This is a genomic window from Enterobacter vonholyi, from assembly GCF_040834095.1.
Lineage (GTDB): Bacteria > Pseudomonadota > Gammaproteobacteria > Enterobacterales > Enterobacteriaceae > Enterobacter > Enterobacter vonholyi.
In genome coordinates, this window is record NZ_CP162152.1 from 2,916,591 (window position 1) to 2,930,615 (window position 14,025).

The 14,025-nt window shown below is 54.1% G+C and carries 12 protein-coding genes and 1 riboswitch; of the genes, 7 read left to right on the forward strand and 5 right to left on the reverse strand.

Features of this window, described 5'->3' with window-relative positions; genetic code table 11:
- Positions 1 to 222: 222 nt before the first annotated feature.
- From AB3N39_RS13735 to AB3N39_RS13745, 3 genes are read left to right on the forward strand one after another with little or no spacing between them, the layout of a single operon-like run.
- The gene (locus tag AB3N39_RS13735) at positions 223 to 1,500 is read left to right on the forward strand and encodes a nucleoside permease (protein WP_047174535.1); all 1,278 of its coding nucleotides are present in this window, start codon (positions 223 to 225) and stop codon (positions 1,498 to 1,500) included.
- Entirely contained in the window at positions 1,497 to 2,501 is a 1,005-nt protein-coding gene (locus AB3N39_RS13740) for an ADP-ribosylglycohydrolase family protein (RefSeq protein ID WP_325813667.1), read from the forward strand. The genes AB3N39_RS13735 and AB3N39_RS13740 overlap by 4 nt, the downstream gene beginning before the upstream one ends.
- Positions 2,498 to 3,451, forward strand: coding sequence for a PfkB family carbohydrate kinase (locus tag AB3N39_RS13745; RefSeq protein ID WP_133294789.1), 954 nt, complete (start codon positions 2,498 to 2,500; stop codon positions 3,449 to 3,451). Before AB3N39_RS13740 ends, AB3N39_RS13745 begins: the two co-directional genes overlap by 4 nt.
- Here AB3N39_RS13745 and AB3N39_RS13750 read toward each other — a convergent pair.
- Genes AB3N39_RS13750 through thiM form a run of 3 tightly spaced genes read right to left on the reverse strand, consistent with a single transcriptional unit; the run spans position 3,425 to position 5,781 of the window.
- Positions 3,425 to 4,171, reverse strand: a complete 747-nt coding sequence (locus tag AB3N39_RS13750; RefSeq protein ID WP_111965802.1) for a GntR family transcriptional regulator — start codon at positions 4,169 to 4,171, stop codon at positions 3,425 to 3,427. The genes AB3N39_RS13745 and AB3N39_RS13750 overlap by 27 nt on opposite strands.
- A gap of 42 nt (positions 4,172 to 4,213) precedes the next feature.
- Positions 4,214 to 5,014 carry a bifunctional hydroxymethylpyrimidine kinase/phosphomethylpyrimidine kinase gene (thiD, locus tag AB3N39_RS13755; RefSeq protein ID WP_115875817.1) on the reverse strand — a complete coding sequence of 267 codons (801 nt, stop codon included), beginning with the start codon at positions 5,012 to 5,014 and terminating at the stop codon, positions 4,214 to 4,216.
- Positions 5,011 to 5,781 carry a hydroxyethylthiazole kinase gene (thiM, locus tag AB3N39_RS13760; protein ID WP_143345310.1) on the reverse strand — a complete coding sequence of 257 codons (771 nt, stop codon included), beginning with the start codon at positions 5,779 to 5,781 and terminating at the stop codon, positions 5,011 to 5,013. Before thiM ends, thiD begins: the two co-directional genes overlap by 4 nt.
- Positions 5,782 to 5,816: 35 nt before the next feature.
- Positions 5,817 to 5,913, reverse strand: a riboswitch (TPP riboswitch).
- A 614-nt stretch (positions 5,914 to 6,527) separates the two neighbouring features.
- Here thiM and AB3N39_RS13765 point away from each other — a divergent pair.
- Both AB3N39_RS13765 and AB3N39_RS13770 read left to right on the forward strand, forming a co-directional pair.
- On the forward strand, positions 6,528 to 7,601 hold the full coding sequence (locus AB3N39_RS13765; protein WP_063408455.1) for a YadA C-terminal domain-containing protein: 1,074 nt from the start codon (positions 6,528 to 6,530) through the stop codon (positions 7,599 to 7,601).
- Between the two features lie 214 nt (positions 7,602 to 7,815).
- A complete protein-coding gene (locus tag AB3N39_RS13770; RefSeq protein ID WP_367896812.1) occupies positions 7,816 to 8,277 on the forward strand; it encodes a hypothetical protein in 462 nt (153 codons plus the stop codon).
- Between the two features lie 84 nt (positions 8,278 to 8,361).
- Here AB3N39_RS13770 and AB3N39_RS13775 read toward each other — a convergent pair whose 3' ends face one another.
- Complete coding sequence (locus AB3N39_RS13775; protein ID WP_367896813.1) at positions 8,362 to 9,795, reverse strand: glycoside hydrolase family 32 protein; 1,434 nt, start codon at positions 9,793 to 9,795, stop codon at positions 8,362 to 8,364.
- A 15-nt stretch (positions 9,796 to 9,810) separates the two neighbouring features.
- A complete protein-coding gene (locus AB3N39_RS13780; RefSeq protein WP_045355480.1) occupies positions 9,811 to 11,052 on the reverse strand; it encodes an MFS transporter in 1,242 nt (413 codons plus the stop codon).
- Positions 11,053 to 11,290: 238 nt separating this feature from the next.
- On the opposite strand from AB3N39_RS13780, the gene AB3N39_RS13785 reads away from it, so the two are divergent.
- Positions 11,291 to 12,298, forward strand: coding sequence for a LacI family DNA-binding transcriptional regulator (locus AB3N39_RS13785; RefSeq protein WP_136195417.1), 1,008 nt, complete (start codon positions 11,291 to 11,293; stop codon positions 12,296 to 12,298).
- A 333-nt stretch (positions 12,299 to 12,631) separates the two neighbouring features.
- Positions 12,632 to 14,008, forward strand: coding sequence for a diaminobutyrate--2-oxoglutarate transaminase (locus AB3N39_RS13790; protein WP_133294795.1), 1,377 nt, complete (start codon positions 12,632 to 12,634; stop codon positions 14,006 to 14,008).
- The last annotated feature ends 17 nt before the right edge of the window (positions 14,009 to 14,025 follow it).

Genomic DNA, 14,025 nt, shown 5'->3' on the forward strand with positions numbered 1-14,025 from the left:
TCGGTGTGTGTTTATCCAGTCCCATTATTTATGGGCAGACTAAGCCTGGTACCGACTTAACAGATTTTCCACCCATTGCATTTTTTTTCAGCACAATCTGCTGGCTCGATTCGTGTACAACAAAACTGTTACATTGATCAAACAATCGCCACAAAGGTATTTAAAAGGTATTATTGAATGGTATGTTAAAGGCGTACCCTCTCTGACATGCAGGATTAAAAAATGAAAACGAAAGTCCAACTGTCATTCATGATGTTTGTTGAATGGTTTATCTGGGGCGCGTGGTTTGTGCCGCTGTGGCTGTGGCTGAGCAAAAGCGGTTTTACCGCCGGGGAAATCGGCTGGTCTTACGCCTGTACCGCCATTGCCGCTATCCTCTCCCCGATTCTTGTCGGATCGCTGACGGACCGCTTCTTCGCCGCGCAGAAAGTACTGGCGGTGCTGATGTTTGCCGGCGCGATTCTGATGTACTTCGCCGCACAGCAAACCCAGTTCAGCACCTTCTTCCCGCTGCTGCTGGTTTACTCCCTGACCTATATGCCCACCATCGCGCTGACCAACAGTATTGCCTTCGCGAACGTGGATGACGTCGAGGCCGATTTCCCGCGCATCCGCGTGATGGGCACTATAGGCTGGATCGCCTCCGGGCTGGCGTGCGGCTTCCTGCCGCAGATGCTGGGCTACAGCGATATTTCCGATACCAATATTCCGCTGCTGATGACGGCCGCCAGCTCCGCCCTGCTCGGCGTCTTTGCCCTCTTCCTGCCGAACACACCGCCGAAAAGTACCGGCAAGCTGGACTTCAAAGTGATGCTGGGGCTGGACGCGCTGATCCTGCTGCGCGACAGAAACTTCCTCGTATTCTTCTTCTGCTCGTTCCTGTTCGCCATGCCGCTGGCCTTCTACTACATCTTCGCCAACGGCTATCTCACCGAAGTGGGAATGAAAAACGCCACCGGCTGGATGACGCTCGGCCAGTTTTCTGAAATCTTCTTTATGCTCGCCCTGCCGTTCTTTACCAAACGCTTTGGTATTAAGAAGGTCTTACTGCTGGGTCTGATCACGGCCGCCATCCGCTACGGATTCTTCGTATACGGCGGTGCGGAACAGTACTTCACCTACGCCCTGCTGTTCCTCGGGATTCTGCTGCACGGCGTGAGCTACGACTTCTACTATGTCACCGCGTATATCTACGTGGATAAAAAAGCGCCGGTGCACATGCGGACCGCCGCGCAGGGCCTGATTACGCTGTGCTGCCAGGGCTTTGGTAGCCTGCTGGGTTACCGCCTGGGCGGCGTGATGATGGAAAAAATGTTCGCATACAAAGAGCCGGTGAATGGGCTGACCTTCAACTGGGCCGGAATGTGGACGTTTGGTGCAATCATGATTGCCGTGATTGCCGTGCTGTTTATGCTGTTTTTCCGCGAATCGGACAAAGAGATCGCCGCAATTGCGGTGGTTGATGGCGATACCGCGCTGACACAAGGGGAAGTTAAATGAAACAAGACCGTGTTCTCGGGGCCCTTTACGGGCAGGCGTTAGGGGATGCGATGGGCATGCCGTCGGAGCTGTGGCCGAGAAAGCGCATCAAGGCGCACTTCGGCTGGATCGACCGCTTTTTACCCGGCCCGGCAGAGAATAATGCGGCCTGCTATTTCAAACAGGCAGAGTTTACCGACGATACCTCAATGGCGCTGTGCCTGGCCGATGCGATCGTTGAGTGCGACGGGGAGATTAACGCGGATGTTATCGGCAAGCATATCCTGAACTGGGCGCTCGATTTCGATGCGTTTAATAAGAACGTGCTCGGCCCAACCTCCAAAATCGCGCTTAACGCAATTCGTGACGGCAAGCCGGTGAGCGAACTGGAAAACAACGGCGTGACCAACGGGGCGGCGATGCGCGCCTCCCCGCTGGGCTGCCTGCTTCCGGCCACGCGTCTGGAACACTTTGTTGAGCAGGTGGCGCTGGCCTCCAGCCCGACCCATAAATCCGACCTCGCCATTGCCGGCGCGGTGGTGATTGCGTGGGCGGTTTCCCGTGCCGTCGACGGCGAAAGCTGGCAGAACATCGTCGATGCCCTGCCGGGTATCGCCCGCTATGCGCAGGAGGCGAAAACCACCACCTTCAGCGCGTCGCTGGCGGCGCGTATTGAGCTGGCGCTTAAGACTGTACGGGAAGCCAACGGCATCGACTCCGCCAGCGAGCAGATTTATCAGCTTGTCGGCGCAGGAACCAGCACCATTGAGTCCGTCCCGGCGGCCATTGCGATGGTCGAACTGGCGGAAACCGAACCGAACCGCTGCGCCATTTTATGCGCCAACCTGGGCGGCGATACCGACACCATTGGTGCCATGGCGACAGCCATCTGCGGCGCGCTCCACGGCGTCCAGGCAATTGACCCGGCGCTGAAGGCCGAGCTCGACGCCGTTAACCGGCTCGATTTCGGCCACTATTGCGAGAAACTGCTGCACTACCGGGAGCAAAGGGAGGGCGTATGAATGCATTTGCCCAACGTCTCGACACCCTGCACGCCACGCGCCCGGTGACGGTGCTGGGCGCAGCGGTGATAGACGTCATCGCCGACGCCTACGCCCTGCCCTGGCGCGGGTGCGATATCGAACTTAAGCAGCAGGGCGTGAATATCGGCGGCTGCGCGCTAAACATTGCCATCGCCCTGAAGCGGCTCGGCATTACGGCGCAAAACGCTCTGCCCGTCGGTCACGGCGTCTGGGCGGATATTATCCGCAACGCCATGGCGAAGCAGGATCTGCACAGCGCCGTGGAGGCCGATACGGGCGACAACGGCTGGTGCCTGGCGCTGGTTGAGCCTGACGGCGAACGTACCTTTATGTCCTTTAGCGGCGTGGAGAACCAGTGGCAGCAGCGCTGGCTGGATGCGCTTTACGTTCCGCAAAACAGCCTGATTTATTTGTCCGGCTACCAGCTGGCATCGCCGTGCGGCGAGCTGCTGACACGCTGGCTGGAGGGATTACAGGACGTGACGGCATTGATCGATTTCGGCCCCCGCATCGCGGATATTCCCGACGCGCTGATGGAGCGGATTATGGCCTGCAGGCCAATCGTGTCGCTCAATCGTCAGGAAGCGGAACTTGCAGCTGAAAGATTCGGTGTGGAGTCTGAAAACCTGGGTGAAGTGTGGCAGCAACGCTTCGGCGCCGCGCTAATTGTGCGCCATGATAAAGACGGTGCTATGTGGTATGACGGTGACGCCTCGGGCGTTGTTCCGGCGTTCCCGGCGACGGTTGTGGACACCATTGGTGCTGGCGACAGCCACGCGGGCGGCACGCTGGCAGGGCTGGCAGCGGGATGGTCGCTGGCAGACGCCGTTCTGCTGGGGAATGCCGTGGCGTCCTGGGTGGTCAGCCACCGCGGCGGCGATTGCGCCCCGACTCGTGAGGAATTACTCCTCGCATACAAAGACGTATAGATCGCTGCGACAGTAGCTGATGCTGTACTCAATCGGACGGTGCTGCTGGTCAAGCGCAACCTGCTTGATCACCAGCACCGGTATTTTTTCATCCATCTTTATGTGCGCCTGAAACTCGCTGTCCGGCATGCGGGCGCTCACCCTTGAGCGGGTGCGCTGCGGGAAGATGTTCTGACTGCGGAAGTAGTCGTACAGCGAAATGCCAATTGCATCCGGATCGGGAATTAACCCGACCGGGACCCAGGACTCTTCAATCGACACCGCATCGTCATCCACATAGCGAATGCGCTTAAGTAAAAAAACCTCGCTGTCCGGGGAGATCGATAGGTGGTTAGCCACCTCTTCCGGGCATTTCACCACACGCTTGTTGACCCACAGCGTATTGGGCTTTTGGCCGCGCAGCACCACCTGCTGCGAGAACCCGCGCGCCTCTTTCAGCGAATATTCAAAGATGTTGTTGATTTGCGTGCCATATCCACGGGAACGCGTCACCACGCCCTCTTCCTCCAGCGCCTGCATTGCCTTTCGCACGGTAATGCGCGACACGCCGGTTAACTGGCTCAGATCGCGCTCGCCGGGCAAAATATTCCCGTGCTCCAGCATGCCGCTTCGCACCGCATTTTTTACCGTTTCGGCAAATTTCAGGTACAGCGGCGTGTTGTCCGGCGCGGCGATCCGTTCATTCAGTTGAGCGATTAACCGGGTATGCGCTTGTTCCATCTCTGTTTTCTCAGGCGTGGTGTTTCCTGCCAGTATACTGGGTTACCACCATGCATGAAAATGATGAACCGGCCCAATACCGTGACCGACTTCCAGAGTATCGGCTTTTGCCAGCGCCGCCGAGAGCCAGGCTTTCGCTTCGCTAACCGTATCGGCCCAGCCTTCATGCCGGGGACGCAGCGCCGCCAGCGCGGCGGAGAGCGTGCAGCCCGTGCCGTGGGTGTTTTTGGTCTGCACGCGCGGCGCGGTAAAACGTACTTCGCCATCGCGGGTAAAGAGCCAGTCCGGGCTTTCAGCGTCGTCAAGATGACCGCCCTTCATCAGCACCGCGCCGCAGCCCATCGCCAGCAGCGCGTTTCCCTGCGCTTTCATCTCGCGTTCAGTTTGCGCATGCGATGTGCCTAACAACGCGGCGGCTTCCGGCAGATTGGGCGTGATAAGCGCCACCTGCGGCAGCAGTTTTGTACGCAGCGTCTCCACGGCGGAGGCCGAAAGCAGCGGGTCGCCGCTTTTTGCCAGCATGACGGTATCCAGCACCACGTTTTGCACCTGATAGCGTTTAAGCCGCTCGGCCACCGCTTCCACAATATCCGTCTCGGCCAGCATGCCGATCTTGGTGGTATCGATGCGCACGTCGCTGAACACAGAATCCAGCTGTGCGGCAACAAAATCTGGCTCGATACGGTAGACCGACTGCACGCCGCGCGTGTTTTGCGCCACCAGCGCGGTAATGACCGAGCAGCCGTACGCGCCAAGGGCCGAGAATGTTTTGAGGTCAGCCTGGATACCCGCGCCGCCGCTGGGATCGGTGCCGGCAATGGTCAGGGCGTTAATCCGCTTCATGCCTGCTCCTCCAGCGTATAGAGCGCGTCGAGGAACGCGCTGGCAAAACTGCCCGGGCCACGCGACTGCGCAACCGCGACCGTTCCGGCTCGCTTCATCCATCCGCAGACGGCAGCAATGTTATCCAGCCGGTCACCCGGCAGCGAACAGCTCGCCGCCACAACGGCAGAAAGCGCGCATCCGGTGCCTACCACGCGCGTCATCAGCGGATCGCCGCCGGTAACCGTTCGAGTACGTTGCCCGTCCGTGATGTAATCCACCTCGCCGGTGACGACCACAACGGCATTGGTCTGGCGGGCCAGCGCCTGTGCAGCGGGCACCGCGCTGGCGGCGGTATCGGTCGTATCAACGCCGCGCCCACCCGGGCTCATCCCGGCAAGAGCAAGGATTTCAGAGGCATTGCCGCGAATGGCAGCCGGTTTCAGAGCAAGAATTTGATGGCAAAACCGGGTGCGGAACGTCAGGGCGCCCACGGCAACCGGGTCCAGCGTCCAGGGCTTTCCTGCCGCCACCGCGCTCTCAATCGCCCGCCGCATCGACTGGGCCCGCGGCGAGGTCAGCGTGCCAACGTTGACCAGCAGCGCATCGGCGATCGCAGCAAACTGCTCGGCCTCTTCGGCCTCAATCACCATCGCGGGTGATGCGCCAAGCGCCAGCAGAACGTTGGCCGTAAAGGTCTGTACGACATCATTGGTCATACAATGGGTCAGCGGAGAACGGGTGCGGAAGTGATGTAAAACGTGTAAATCGAGCAGGTCAGGCTGCATGGGTTCGCTCCTGCCTTGCGTGAAGAAGCGATGACCGGGAAGGCATCTGACTTCCCTACGCTGGCATTATCCAGATCAGGTAATACGGGTATTTCTCAGCCTTCACAAGGAAGGGCACCCCGAGTCAAAATACTTTTAAAACAATGATTTATTGAAATCAATGTTCTCAATCAGTGTAACCGTGGCCACAGGTCAGGCGCAAGGGGTTTTGATTTATCACGGCAGCGATCGCGTTATGAATCTCCCTAAACACTTTTTCGCTAGCATCTTCAACATAAATATTTTTTCCTGGTATATCCCGTAACAAAAATGAGCTGATTTCATTTCATTCGAAGCTAGCGAAAGATTCGATAATAAATAATCGGCAAAAACCCATAAATTTACATAAACTGTTATGTGTATTATTAACCAATTTTAATCAAAACACTTAAATACATTTAATGTATTGGTGTTTTATATCTAATTTGGCTCTCATCCATCATGAATCGCTATCTTATTGTATTATAAGATTATTAAGCCGAGCTTTTCTGGAATGACTCGTTTAGCTATTCCTGCTATTTATGATTTAGATCAATAATCAAAATTACACATTCATAGATAGTTACTGCACGTTACGAAATAAGTTATCAAACCAAAATTTTCAACGTTAATTGTGAATTATTTCAGATATAACAAGACGTTGTATCTTCCCGCCAGGATAGCGCCCTTACTTTATTTTTTCTTGTAGTGATGATGAGAGCTTTAAAATGAACTATTTAAATACAACAGCTATCGCTGTTTTTGGTTTTGTGTTTGCTGGTTCAATGAATACTGCAAATGCTGCGGAAGTAAACATAAACCTTGACGATAACGTCAACAATCCAGGTGCTCACATTCAAATTCAGGGTACCGATAAAACCGCCTATAACCTTGATAACATCGAGGGGAGTAACATTAAGCAAGACGGGCAAATCTATAACCTTCAGGGCGATATTGACAGAGCAAATACAGCTATTAATAAAGCACAAGATACAGCTAACACCGCTCAAGATGGCGTAAATGCTAACACTCAAGCTAACGCTATCCTTAATCAGAAAATCGACGATTACAAAGCAGATCAGACAATCACTGATAACAAACAGAATATATTGATTGATAACACTAATAATAAAGCAGATGCGGCTTTACAAGGCGTTATTACTAACGGTCAAGCAATCATTGATACAAACACGAGAGTAGATAAAACTGACATCACCGCGACCAATGCGAACAACAAAGCAGACGCCAACACTCAAGCGCTAGCAAGTAAGGTCGATAAAAGCATTTTCAACGCCGATCAGGATAGACAAGATCAAGCACTTCAGGATGCCTCTGGCAAAGCGACTCAGGCATTTAATACGGGCGCTTATGCGCAATCTTTAGCTGTCGATGCACAAACGGTAGCCGCAGCGAATAAAGCTGCTGTTGCTACCGTTCAGTCACGCCAGCAAACACAGGAAGCGACGATTCAGAATCACAGCGCACAATTAGCGAATCATGAATCACGTATTACTGCGTTAGAGAGTCAAAATAACGCTAAGTTCTCTTCTCTGGAGAATCAGCAGAATGAGGATCGCAAGGAATATCGTGCTGGTATCGCTGGCGCTGCTTCTCTTGCTGGTTTGCATTACGTTGATACAGATAACGCGGTTGCCGTCGGTGCTGCCAACTTCAAAGATGCGCAAGGTTATGCAATCGGCTACCGTCATAAGTTCGCTGAGAATGTAGCTGCTACCCTCTCTACATCAGGTACATCCAACGGTGATGAAATTGTTGCGGCGTCCGCATCTTACGGATGGTGATGTTACAGTATTAAAATAAAATGCCAGTGTTCTAAAAAAAATCGCCCATGAGTTTTAATCAGCTGGCTATAACTCAATACATTGCTGCTCGCAAAGAAAATGACAAAGTACATTTTTATCTCCGCTGTTTTGTATCTCACTTTTATTTTATTAGGGATATGGATCGGCTTGATGTTAGGCACCTATATTTATAATTGCAATTACTGAGGCAATAATGAAAAAGTTAATGATGATAGCGGCTGTATTATCTCTTACTGCGTGTTCCTCACCAGCGCAACGGATGGCGGATTGTCAAAGCAAGGGGGTGAGTAAAGACGCTTGTTATATTGCAGAGCAAAACCGCACATCAGCCATTAACGCTGCTGCAGAAAAACAGGCTTTGGAGAATGCTGCTCAACTTGCACAATCAGCACATAAGCATTTTCCTGAAGGCTGCACTCAGGTTATGGATGCTGCGGGTCGTTGTGACAGCAAGCCTGCCAAAGCAAGCGGCGATGTTAAACAGTTTTCAGGTGAAGCGGATCGCGTTATGAATAAGCCAATATCTGATGCTGCTGAATATCTGCTTTCGAAAGGCTGGAAGCCAAATAAGGGTTTATGGCACAAGGATAGCTATATTATGCAGCTGGTTGTCGAAAAAGAGAGAGTCGTAAACGCACAATTATCAAAAATGTGATCTTAGGACTACGCTCCCTCCTGATAAGATTTACATAGCCCCATTTGTATGGGGCTTTATTTTAGCTCATGACTAAATACAGATTTACTCTAACTGCCACGCCCCGCCATGAATAAGCGATGCTCCTCCCGTCCAGGCAAATAACGCCAGCTCGCGGCAGTCGGCATCAGGATAAATACGGCTGCTGAGGCACGCCTCACCTTCGTTAACAAACACTTCCACCGAAGAGCAGTCAAAGAACAGGCGCAGGCTGAGCGCGTCGTTCAGGTTAAGCGCGACGCTTCGGGTACCGCACAGGCCATACTGTGGATAGTGTCGCTCCAGCACCAGGCGCTGCATCTGGGCATCAACATAGAGGCGTAGGCCGTCGCCGAGACGAATGCCGTATTGCTCCGCGCTGCTATTCGTGCAATCCCATTGCAGAATGACCTCCATCGCATCGCAGTGTTCCACCAGCGTCATCTGCTGGTTATTAAGTGTACTTATCGGCCAGGGGAACCACGCCCCGCGCAGGGCTTCAACTTCTCTGGCCGGTCGCATTTGCAGATGGTTATCCGCACTCAGCGTCAGCTCGCGCGGTAAAGAAAGCATACCCGCCCAGCCATCCTGCTGTTCCGGCAGGGGCGATTCCCACATGTCCAGCCAGCCGATAACAATACGGCGGCCGTCAGGAGTCAGGAAACTTTGCGGCGCATAGAAATCATGCCCGCGATCCATCTCCACAAACTCACCTTCAGGCACAAAGGGCTGATCAGGCTGCCATTCACCTACCAGGTAGCCGCTCTGGAAAAGATTGCGATGATTAAATCCGTCTGCGGTGAGTCCCTGAGGTGAGAACATCAGCACGCGTTTACCGTTGAGGGTAAAAAAGTCCGGGCATTCCCACATATAACCCATCTCTTTTTCAGCCACCGCGAGCACGCCCCTGTCCTGCCACTCGCGCAGATCGGCAGACCGGTACACACGCACCTGGCCCGTATCTCCTTCGCGCGCACCCACGACCATGTACCACCACGTCCCTTCACGCCATACCTTCGGATCGCGGAAGTGATGCAGCCCGGGCGGTGTATTAATGACTGTCCCGTGCCGCACAAACTGGATGCCGTCACGGCTGGTTGCCAGGCACTGAACCTGGTAGAGATTAGCCTCATCGCCAGGATCGCCGTGGAATTTGTGGCCGGTGTAGATCAGCGCCAGCATGTCGCCATCCACCACCGCCGAGCCAGAAAAACAGCCGTCCTTGTCGTCTGGCCCTTCCGGGGCGAGAGCAACCGGGAGGTGTTCCCAGTGAACTAAATCCTTGCTGCGCGCATGGCCCCAGTGCATCGGCCCCCACTGGGTCGAATACGGATGATGCTGGTAAAACGCGTGATACCAGCCGTCAAACCACACCAGGCCATTAGGGTCGTTCATCCAGCCAGCTCGCGCAGCGAGGTGGTAACGGGGATACCAGCGCAGGTTAAGCCCTTCGCGTCTGGACTGAAGTTCCTGTTCTGCTTTCGTAATGGAATACGTCATTTCTCTACTCTTTGATCAGATGGTGGAAGGTTGCGGCATGAGCGGGTCAGAAGAGGACTTACCCGAGCGCAACAGGAAGATGGAGATAAACGTGGTGCTGAAGACCAGTAGCCCCATGATGAGATAGGACTGGGCAAAGCCGTATTTCTCATAGCTGTAACCTGCCAGCGGCGACAGCACCGAGGCAATCACCGAGCTTGTACAGGCAAAGCCCACCAGATAGAGGGTGGAAGAGAGTCGCTTATCAAAATGCAGGCTGTTGTATTTAAAGATGGAGACCAGCAAAACGGGCAGCTCAACCGCGTGCAATAGCTTGGTAATGGAGATCAACACCGGTCCCTCAACCAGACCCGATGCCACCATACGCATCGCCATCACCATTCCGGCGAAAATCAGGCCGTTTTTCGCACCGAGACGATTCACCAGCCACGGGGCGCAAAACATGCCCGCCGCCTCAAGGAAAACCTGGAAGGAGTTGAGATAGCCGTACATGGCGTTTCCTTCCTGCAGCGTCGGGAACTGTGAGGAGAAATAGACCGGGAACTGCTGGTCGTAGACGCCATAAATACAGGTGCCGATAACAAAAAACACCAGCGCCCAGAACCGCGGTAGCGTCAGCAGGCGCAAGGCATCTTCCAGCGTGACCTTACCGCCGGATACCGCCTCCTGCATGGCGTGCGGGGCCGAAGAGACTCTTAGGCGCGCCAGCAAAACAAAAAACACCAGCCCGGCGCAGCTCGCGACAGCAAAGTTCAGCTTCGGGTTAATGTTAAACAGGAGCCCGGCAAAAAAGGTTGCCGCCGCCCAGCCCAGCGATCCCCACATCCTCGCCTTGCCGAACTCAAACTGGCTCTGGCGGGCCACGCGCTCGGTATAGGACTCCAGTACCCCTATTCCGCCGTTAAACGTCAGCCCGATATAAATCCCACCGAAAATACTGCCGAGTAACACGTTAATTTGCAGCAGATAACCAAACATCAGGAAGGCCGGGCCAGAAAGAATGAGCAGGCTGGTCAGAAACCAGAGCAGGTTTTTGCGCAGGCCGAGCTTGTCCTGAATGAAGCCGTAGCAGATTTGCGCGCACAGCGCGGAGACGGACAGCACAGCATAGATGACTCCCGTATCCCCTGCCTTTAACCCCACCTCCTGATGGAGCCAGATAGAGAGCAACGAGCCGGAAGATGACCATGTGACAAAAAAGAAAAACAGTAATGCGCTTAATAAAGGGTAGCTGTGAGAGTGATGCGTTTTCATCATGACATTCTCATATTGGAGTAATGACATTATGGTAACGTTAACATTTATGCTTTCTCATACGGTTTGGCGGAAATTTAAGATGTTAATCACGAAAGTTAACGTTAACATTGATAGAATGAGATCGCGATCAAATATTCATCACTGGATTAAATATGGCCTGGCCTGTGCATCAGCCTTCCTTTTACATCAGCCACTTAGTTGTATACCCTTTCCCGCAGAGCATTAACGGAGTAAGAAAATGGCTTCCCTGAAGGACGTCGCAAAGCTGGCTAACGTATCGCTGATGACGGTCTCCCGCGCGCTGAATAGCCCGGAGCGCCTTAAACCTGAAACGCTGGCGCGCGTTCAGCTGGCTATCGAGCAGACCAGCTACGTTCCTGACCTGTCCGCCAAGAAAATTCGCGGCGCGCATGCCTCGCCTAAAACCATAGGCGTACTGGCGCTCGATACGGTGACGACACCTTTTTCGGTGGAGATCACGCTGTCAATTGAAGAGACGGCCAGAATGCACGGCTGGAACAGCTTCGTGATGAATATGTTTACCGATGACAACCCGGACGCCATTGTCGACCTTCTTCTCTCTCATCGGCCTGACGGAATTATCTACACCACCATGGGGCTACGTCAGGTTCCTCTCCCGGCTAAACTCCTCACCCTTCCCTGCGTGCTGGCCAACTGCGAAAGTGACGGCGAAAAGGTTGCCAGCTATATTCCCGATGATGAACAGGGGCAATATACCGCCGTGCGGGCGTTACTCGCGCAGGGTTATCGACGCCCTCTCTGCCTGCATTTGCCTGCGGGGCATCTGGCCACAACCCGTCGTCGTCAGGGGCTGGAGCGTGCATGCCGTGAAGCGGGGCTCGATCCGGACGGCCTGGCGCACAGCTATATGGCACCCGGCGATGAGCACTATCGCGACATTCCGTCAGTATTGCTGGCTCACATCCTGAATGGCATTCCCCGATTCGACGCGGTTATCTGCGGCAACGATCGTATCGCGTTTATGGTGTATCAGACGCTGCTGGGGCAAGGGCTTCGCATACCGGAAGATGTCGCCGTTATCGGCTATGACAATATGGTGGGCATTGGAGAGTTGTTCCTGCCGCCACTCACGACGGTTCAACTGCCGCACTATGAAATTGGTCGCCTGAGCGCCCTGCATATTATTAACGGTGAAGAGCATCTGGAAACCACGCGCGTAGAAAGCCCATTTTTACTGCGTGATTCCGTTGCGCATGTAACGTAAGCCTGCTTTTTTGCCCATGACGCAAAAACAGGGAGCGTCCCCCCTCTTTTTTGCCGTTCGATGGCACGTTTTGTCACACTCTTTTCTGTGTCTTTACACACCGGGTAAACGGGCCGTAACGCGCTGTTTTTATTTGGCATAAAATGCAATTTTCTTTTTAAAAATGGGGATATTTTCTCCCCACAGCCGCCTGTCACAAAACAGTAAACAAATTAACCATTGAGCCCCGTGGCAAAAGGCTCTATATTGGCGGCGTTTTTTTCAGGCCCCCATCTGTTTTTTAACTTTTTATTCAATCGTGGCTCATAACGAAGCGGCGGTTGTAGGAGTGATATGATGACGGATAAAGTCCGTATTGACACCGTAGATGCCCACAAAAGCAACGAAACCTATCTGGCCCGTCAGGCCGAGTTTGAATCTAACGTCAGGAGTTATCCGCGCAAACTGCCTTTAGCCATCACTAAAGCAGAAGGCGTGTGGATCACCGATGCAGATAATAAAGAATACCTTGACTGTTTAGCAGGCGCGGGGACCCTTGCGCTTGGCCATAACCATCCTGATGTGCTGAAAAGCATCCAAAATGTCATTACCAGCGGCTTGCCGTTACATACCCTGGATCTGACTACGCCTCTGAAAGACGCGTTTTCTGAATACCTGCTCTCTCTGCTGCCTGGTCAGGGCAAAGAGTACTGCCTGCAGTTCACCGGTCCATCCGGTGCTGACGCCGTTGAAGCGGCGCTGAAGCTGGCGAAAAAAGTGACCGGTCGTAGCGGTATCATCAGCTTCTCTGGTGGTTACCACGGCATGACTCACGGCGCACTGTCCGTGACCGGCAACCTGTCTCCGAAAGAAGCGGTTGACGGTATGATGCCAGAAGTCCAGTTCATGCCTTACCCGCACGAATACCGTTGCCCGCTGGGTATCGGTGGTGAAGCGGGCGTGAAAGCGCTGACTTACTACTTCGATAACCTGATCAACGACGTTGAAAGCGGCGTGCGTAAACCTGCTGCGGTGATTCTGGAAGCCGTTCAGGGCGAAGGCGGCGTGAACCCGGCTCCGGCTAAGTGGCTGCAGCGCATCCGTAAAGTGACTCAGGAACACGGCATTCTGCTGATCCTCGACGAAGTTCAGGCTGGCTTTGCCCGTACCGGTAAATTCTTCGCCTTCGAACACGCGGGCATTGAGCCAGACATTATCGTGATGTCTAAAGCCGTAGGTGGCGGTCTGCCGCTGGCCGTGCTCGGTATCAAAAAGCAGTTCGACGCATGGGCGCCAGGTCACCACACCGGTACCTTCCGCGGCAACCAGCTGGCGATGGCAACCGGTCTGACGACGCTGAAAATCCTGAAAGACCAGAACATCGCAGGCAAAGTGGCTGCACAGGGCGAATGGCTGAAAGGCCAGCTGAAAGAGATGGCGAAACGCTATCCTGTTATCGGCCACGTGCGCGGCCTGGGCATGATGATCGGTATTGAGATCGTTAAGCCACACGAAGCCGCTGACCACATGGGCTGCTTCCCGGGCGACGGCGAGCTGTCTGCACTGATTCAGAAGAAGTGCTTCGAAGCCGGTCTGATTCTGGAGCGCGGTGGCCGTAACGGTATCGTTCTGCGTCTGCTGCCGTCTCTGCTGATCAGCGACGAAGAGCTGAAAATCTTCCTGGATAAATTTGAGCAGGCACTGCTTGCTGCGGGCGTTCGCCCGGCGTAACCGGAGTTATTGATTAC

Bases quoted from the DNA above. Each gene is read 5' to 3' on its own strand.
- AB3N39_RS13745 (WP_133294789.1), top strand. From the start codon at position 2,498: ATGAATGCATTTGCCCAACGTCTCGACACCCTGCACGCCACGCGCCCG.
- thiD (WP_115875817.1), bottom strand. From the start codon at position 5,014: ATGAAGCGGATTAACGCCCTGACCATTGCCGGCACCGATCCCAGCGGC.
- AB3N39_RS13735 (WP_047174535.1), top strand. From the start codon at position 223: ATGAAAACGAAAGTCCAACTGTCATTCATGATGTTTGTTGAATGGTTT.
- AB3N39_RS13785 (WP_136195417.1), top strand. From the start codon at position 11,291: ATGGCTTCCCTGAAGGACGTCGCAAAGCTGGCTAACGTATCGCTGATG.
- AB3N39_RS13765 (WP_063408455.1), top strand. From the start codon at position 6,528: ATGAACTATTTAAATACAACAGCTATCGCTGTTTTTGGTTTTGTGTTT.
- thiM (WP_143345310.1), bottom strand. From the start codon at position 5,781: ATGCAGCCTGACCTGCTCGATTTACACGTTTTACATCACTTCCGCACC.
- AB3N39_RS13740 (WP_325813667.1), top strand. From the start codon at position 1,497: ATGAAACAAGACCGTGTTCTCGGGGCCCTTTACGGGCAGGCGTTAGGG.
- AB3N39_RS13780 (WP_045355480.1), bottom strand. From the start codon at position 11,052: ATGATGAAAACGCATCACTCTCACAGCTACCCTTTATTAAGCGCATTA.
- AB3N39_RS13790 (WP_133294795.1), top strand. From the start codon at position 12,632: ATGATGACGGATAAAGTCCGTATTGACACCGTAGATGCCCACAAAAGC.
- AB3N39_RS13775 (WP_367896813.1), bottom strand. From the start codon at position 9,795: ATGACGTATTCCATTACGAAAGCAGAACAGGAACTTCAGTCCAGACGC.
- AB3N39_RS13750 (WP_111965802.1), bottom strand. From the start codon at position 4,171: ATGGAACAAGCGCATACCCGGTTAATCGCTCAACTGAATGAACGGATC.
- AB3N39_RS13770 (WP_367896812.1), top strand. From the start codon at position 7,816: ATGAAAAAGTTAATGATGATAGCGGCTGTATTATCTCTTACTGCGTGT.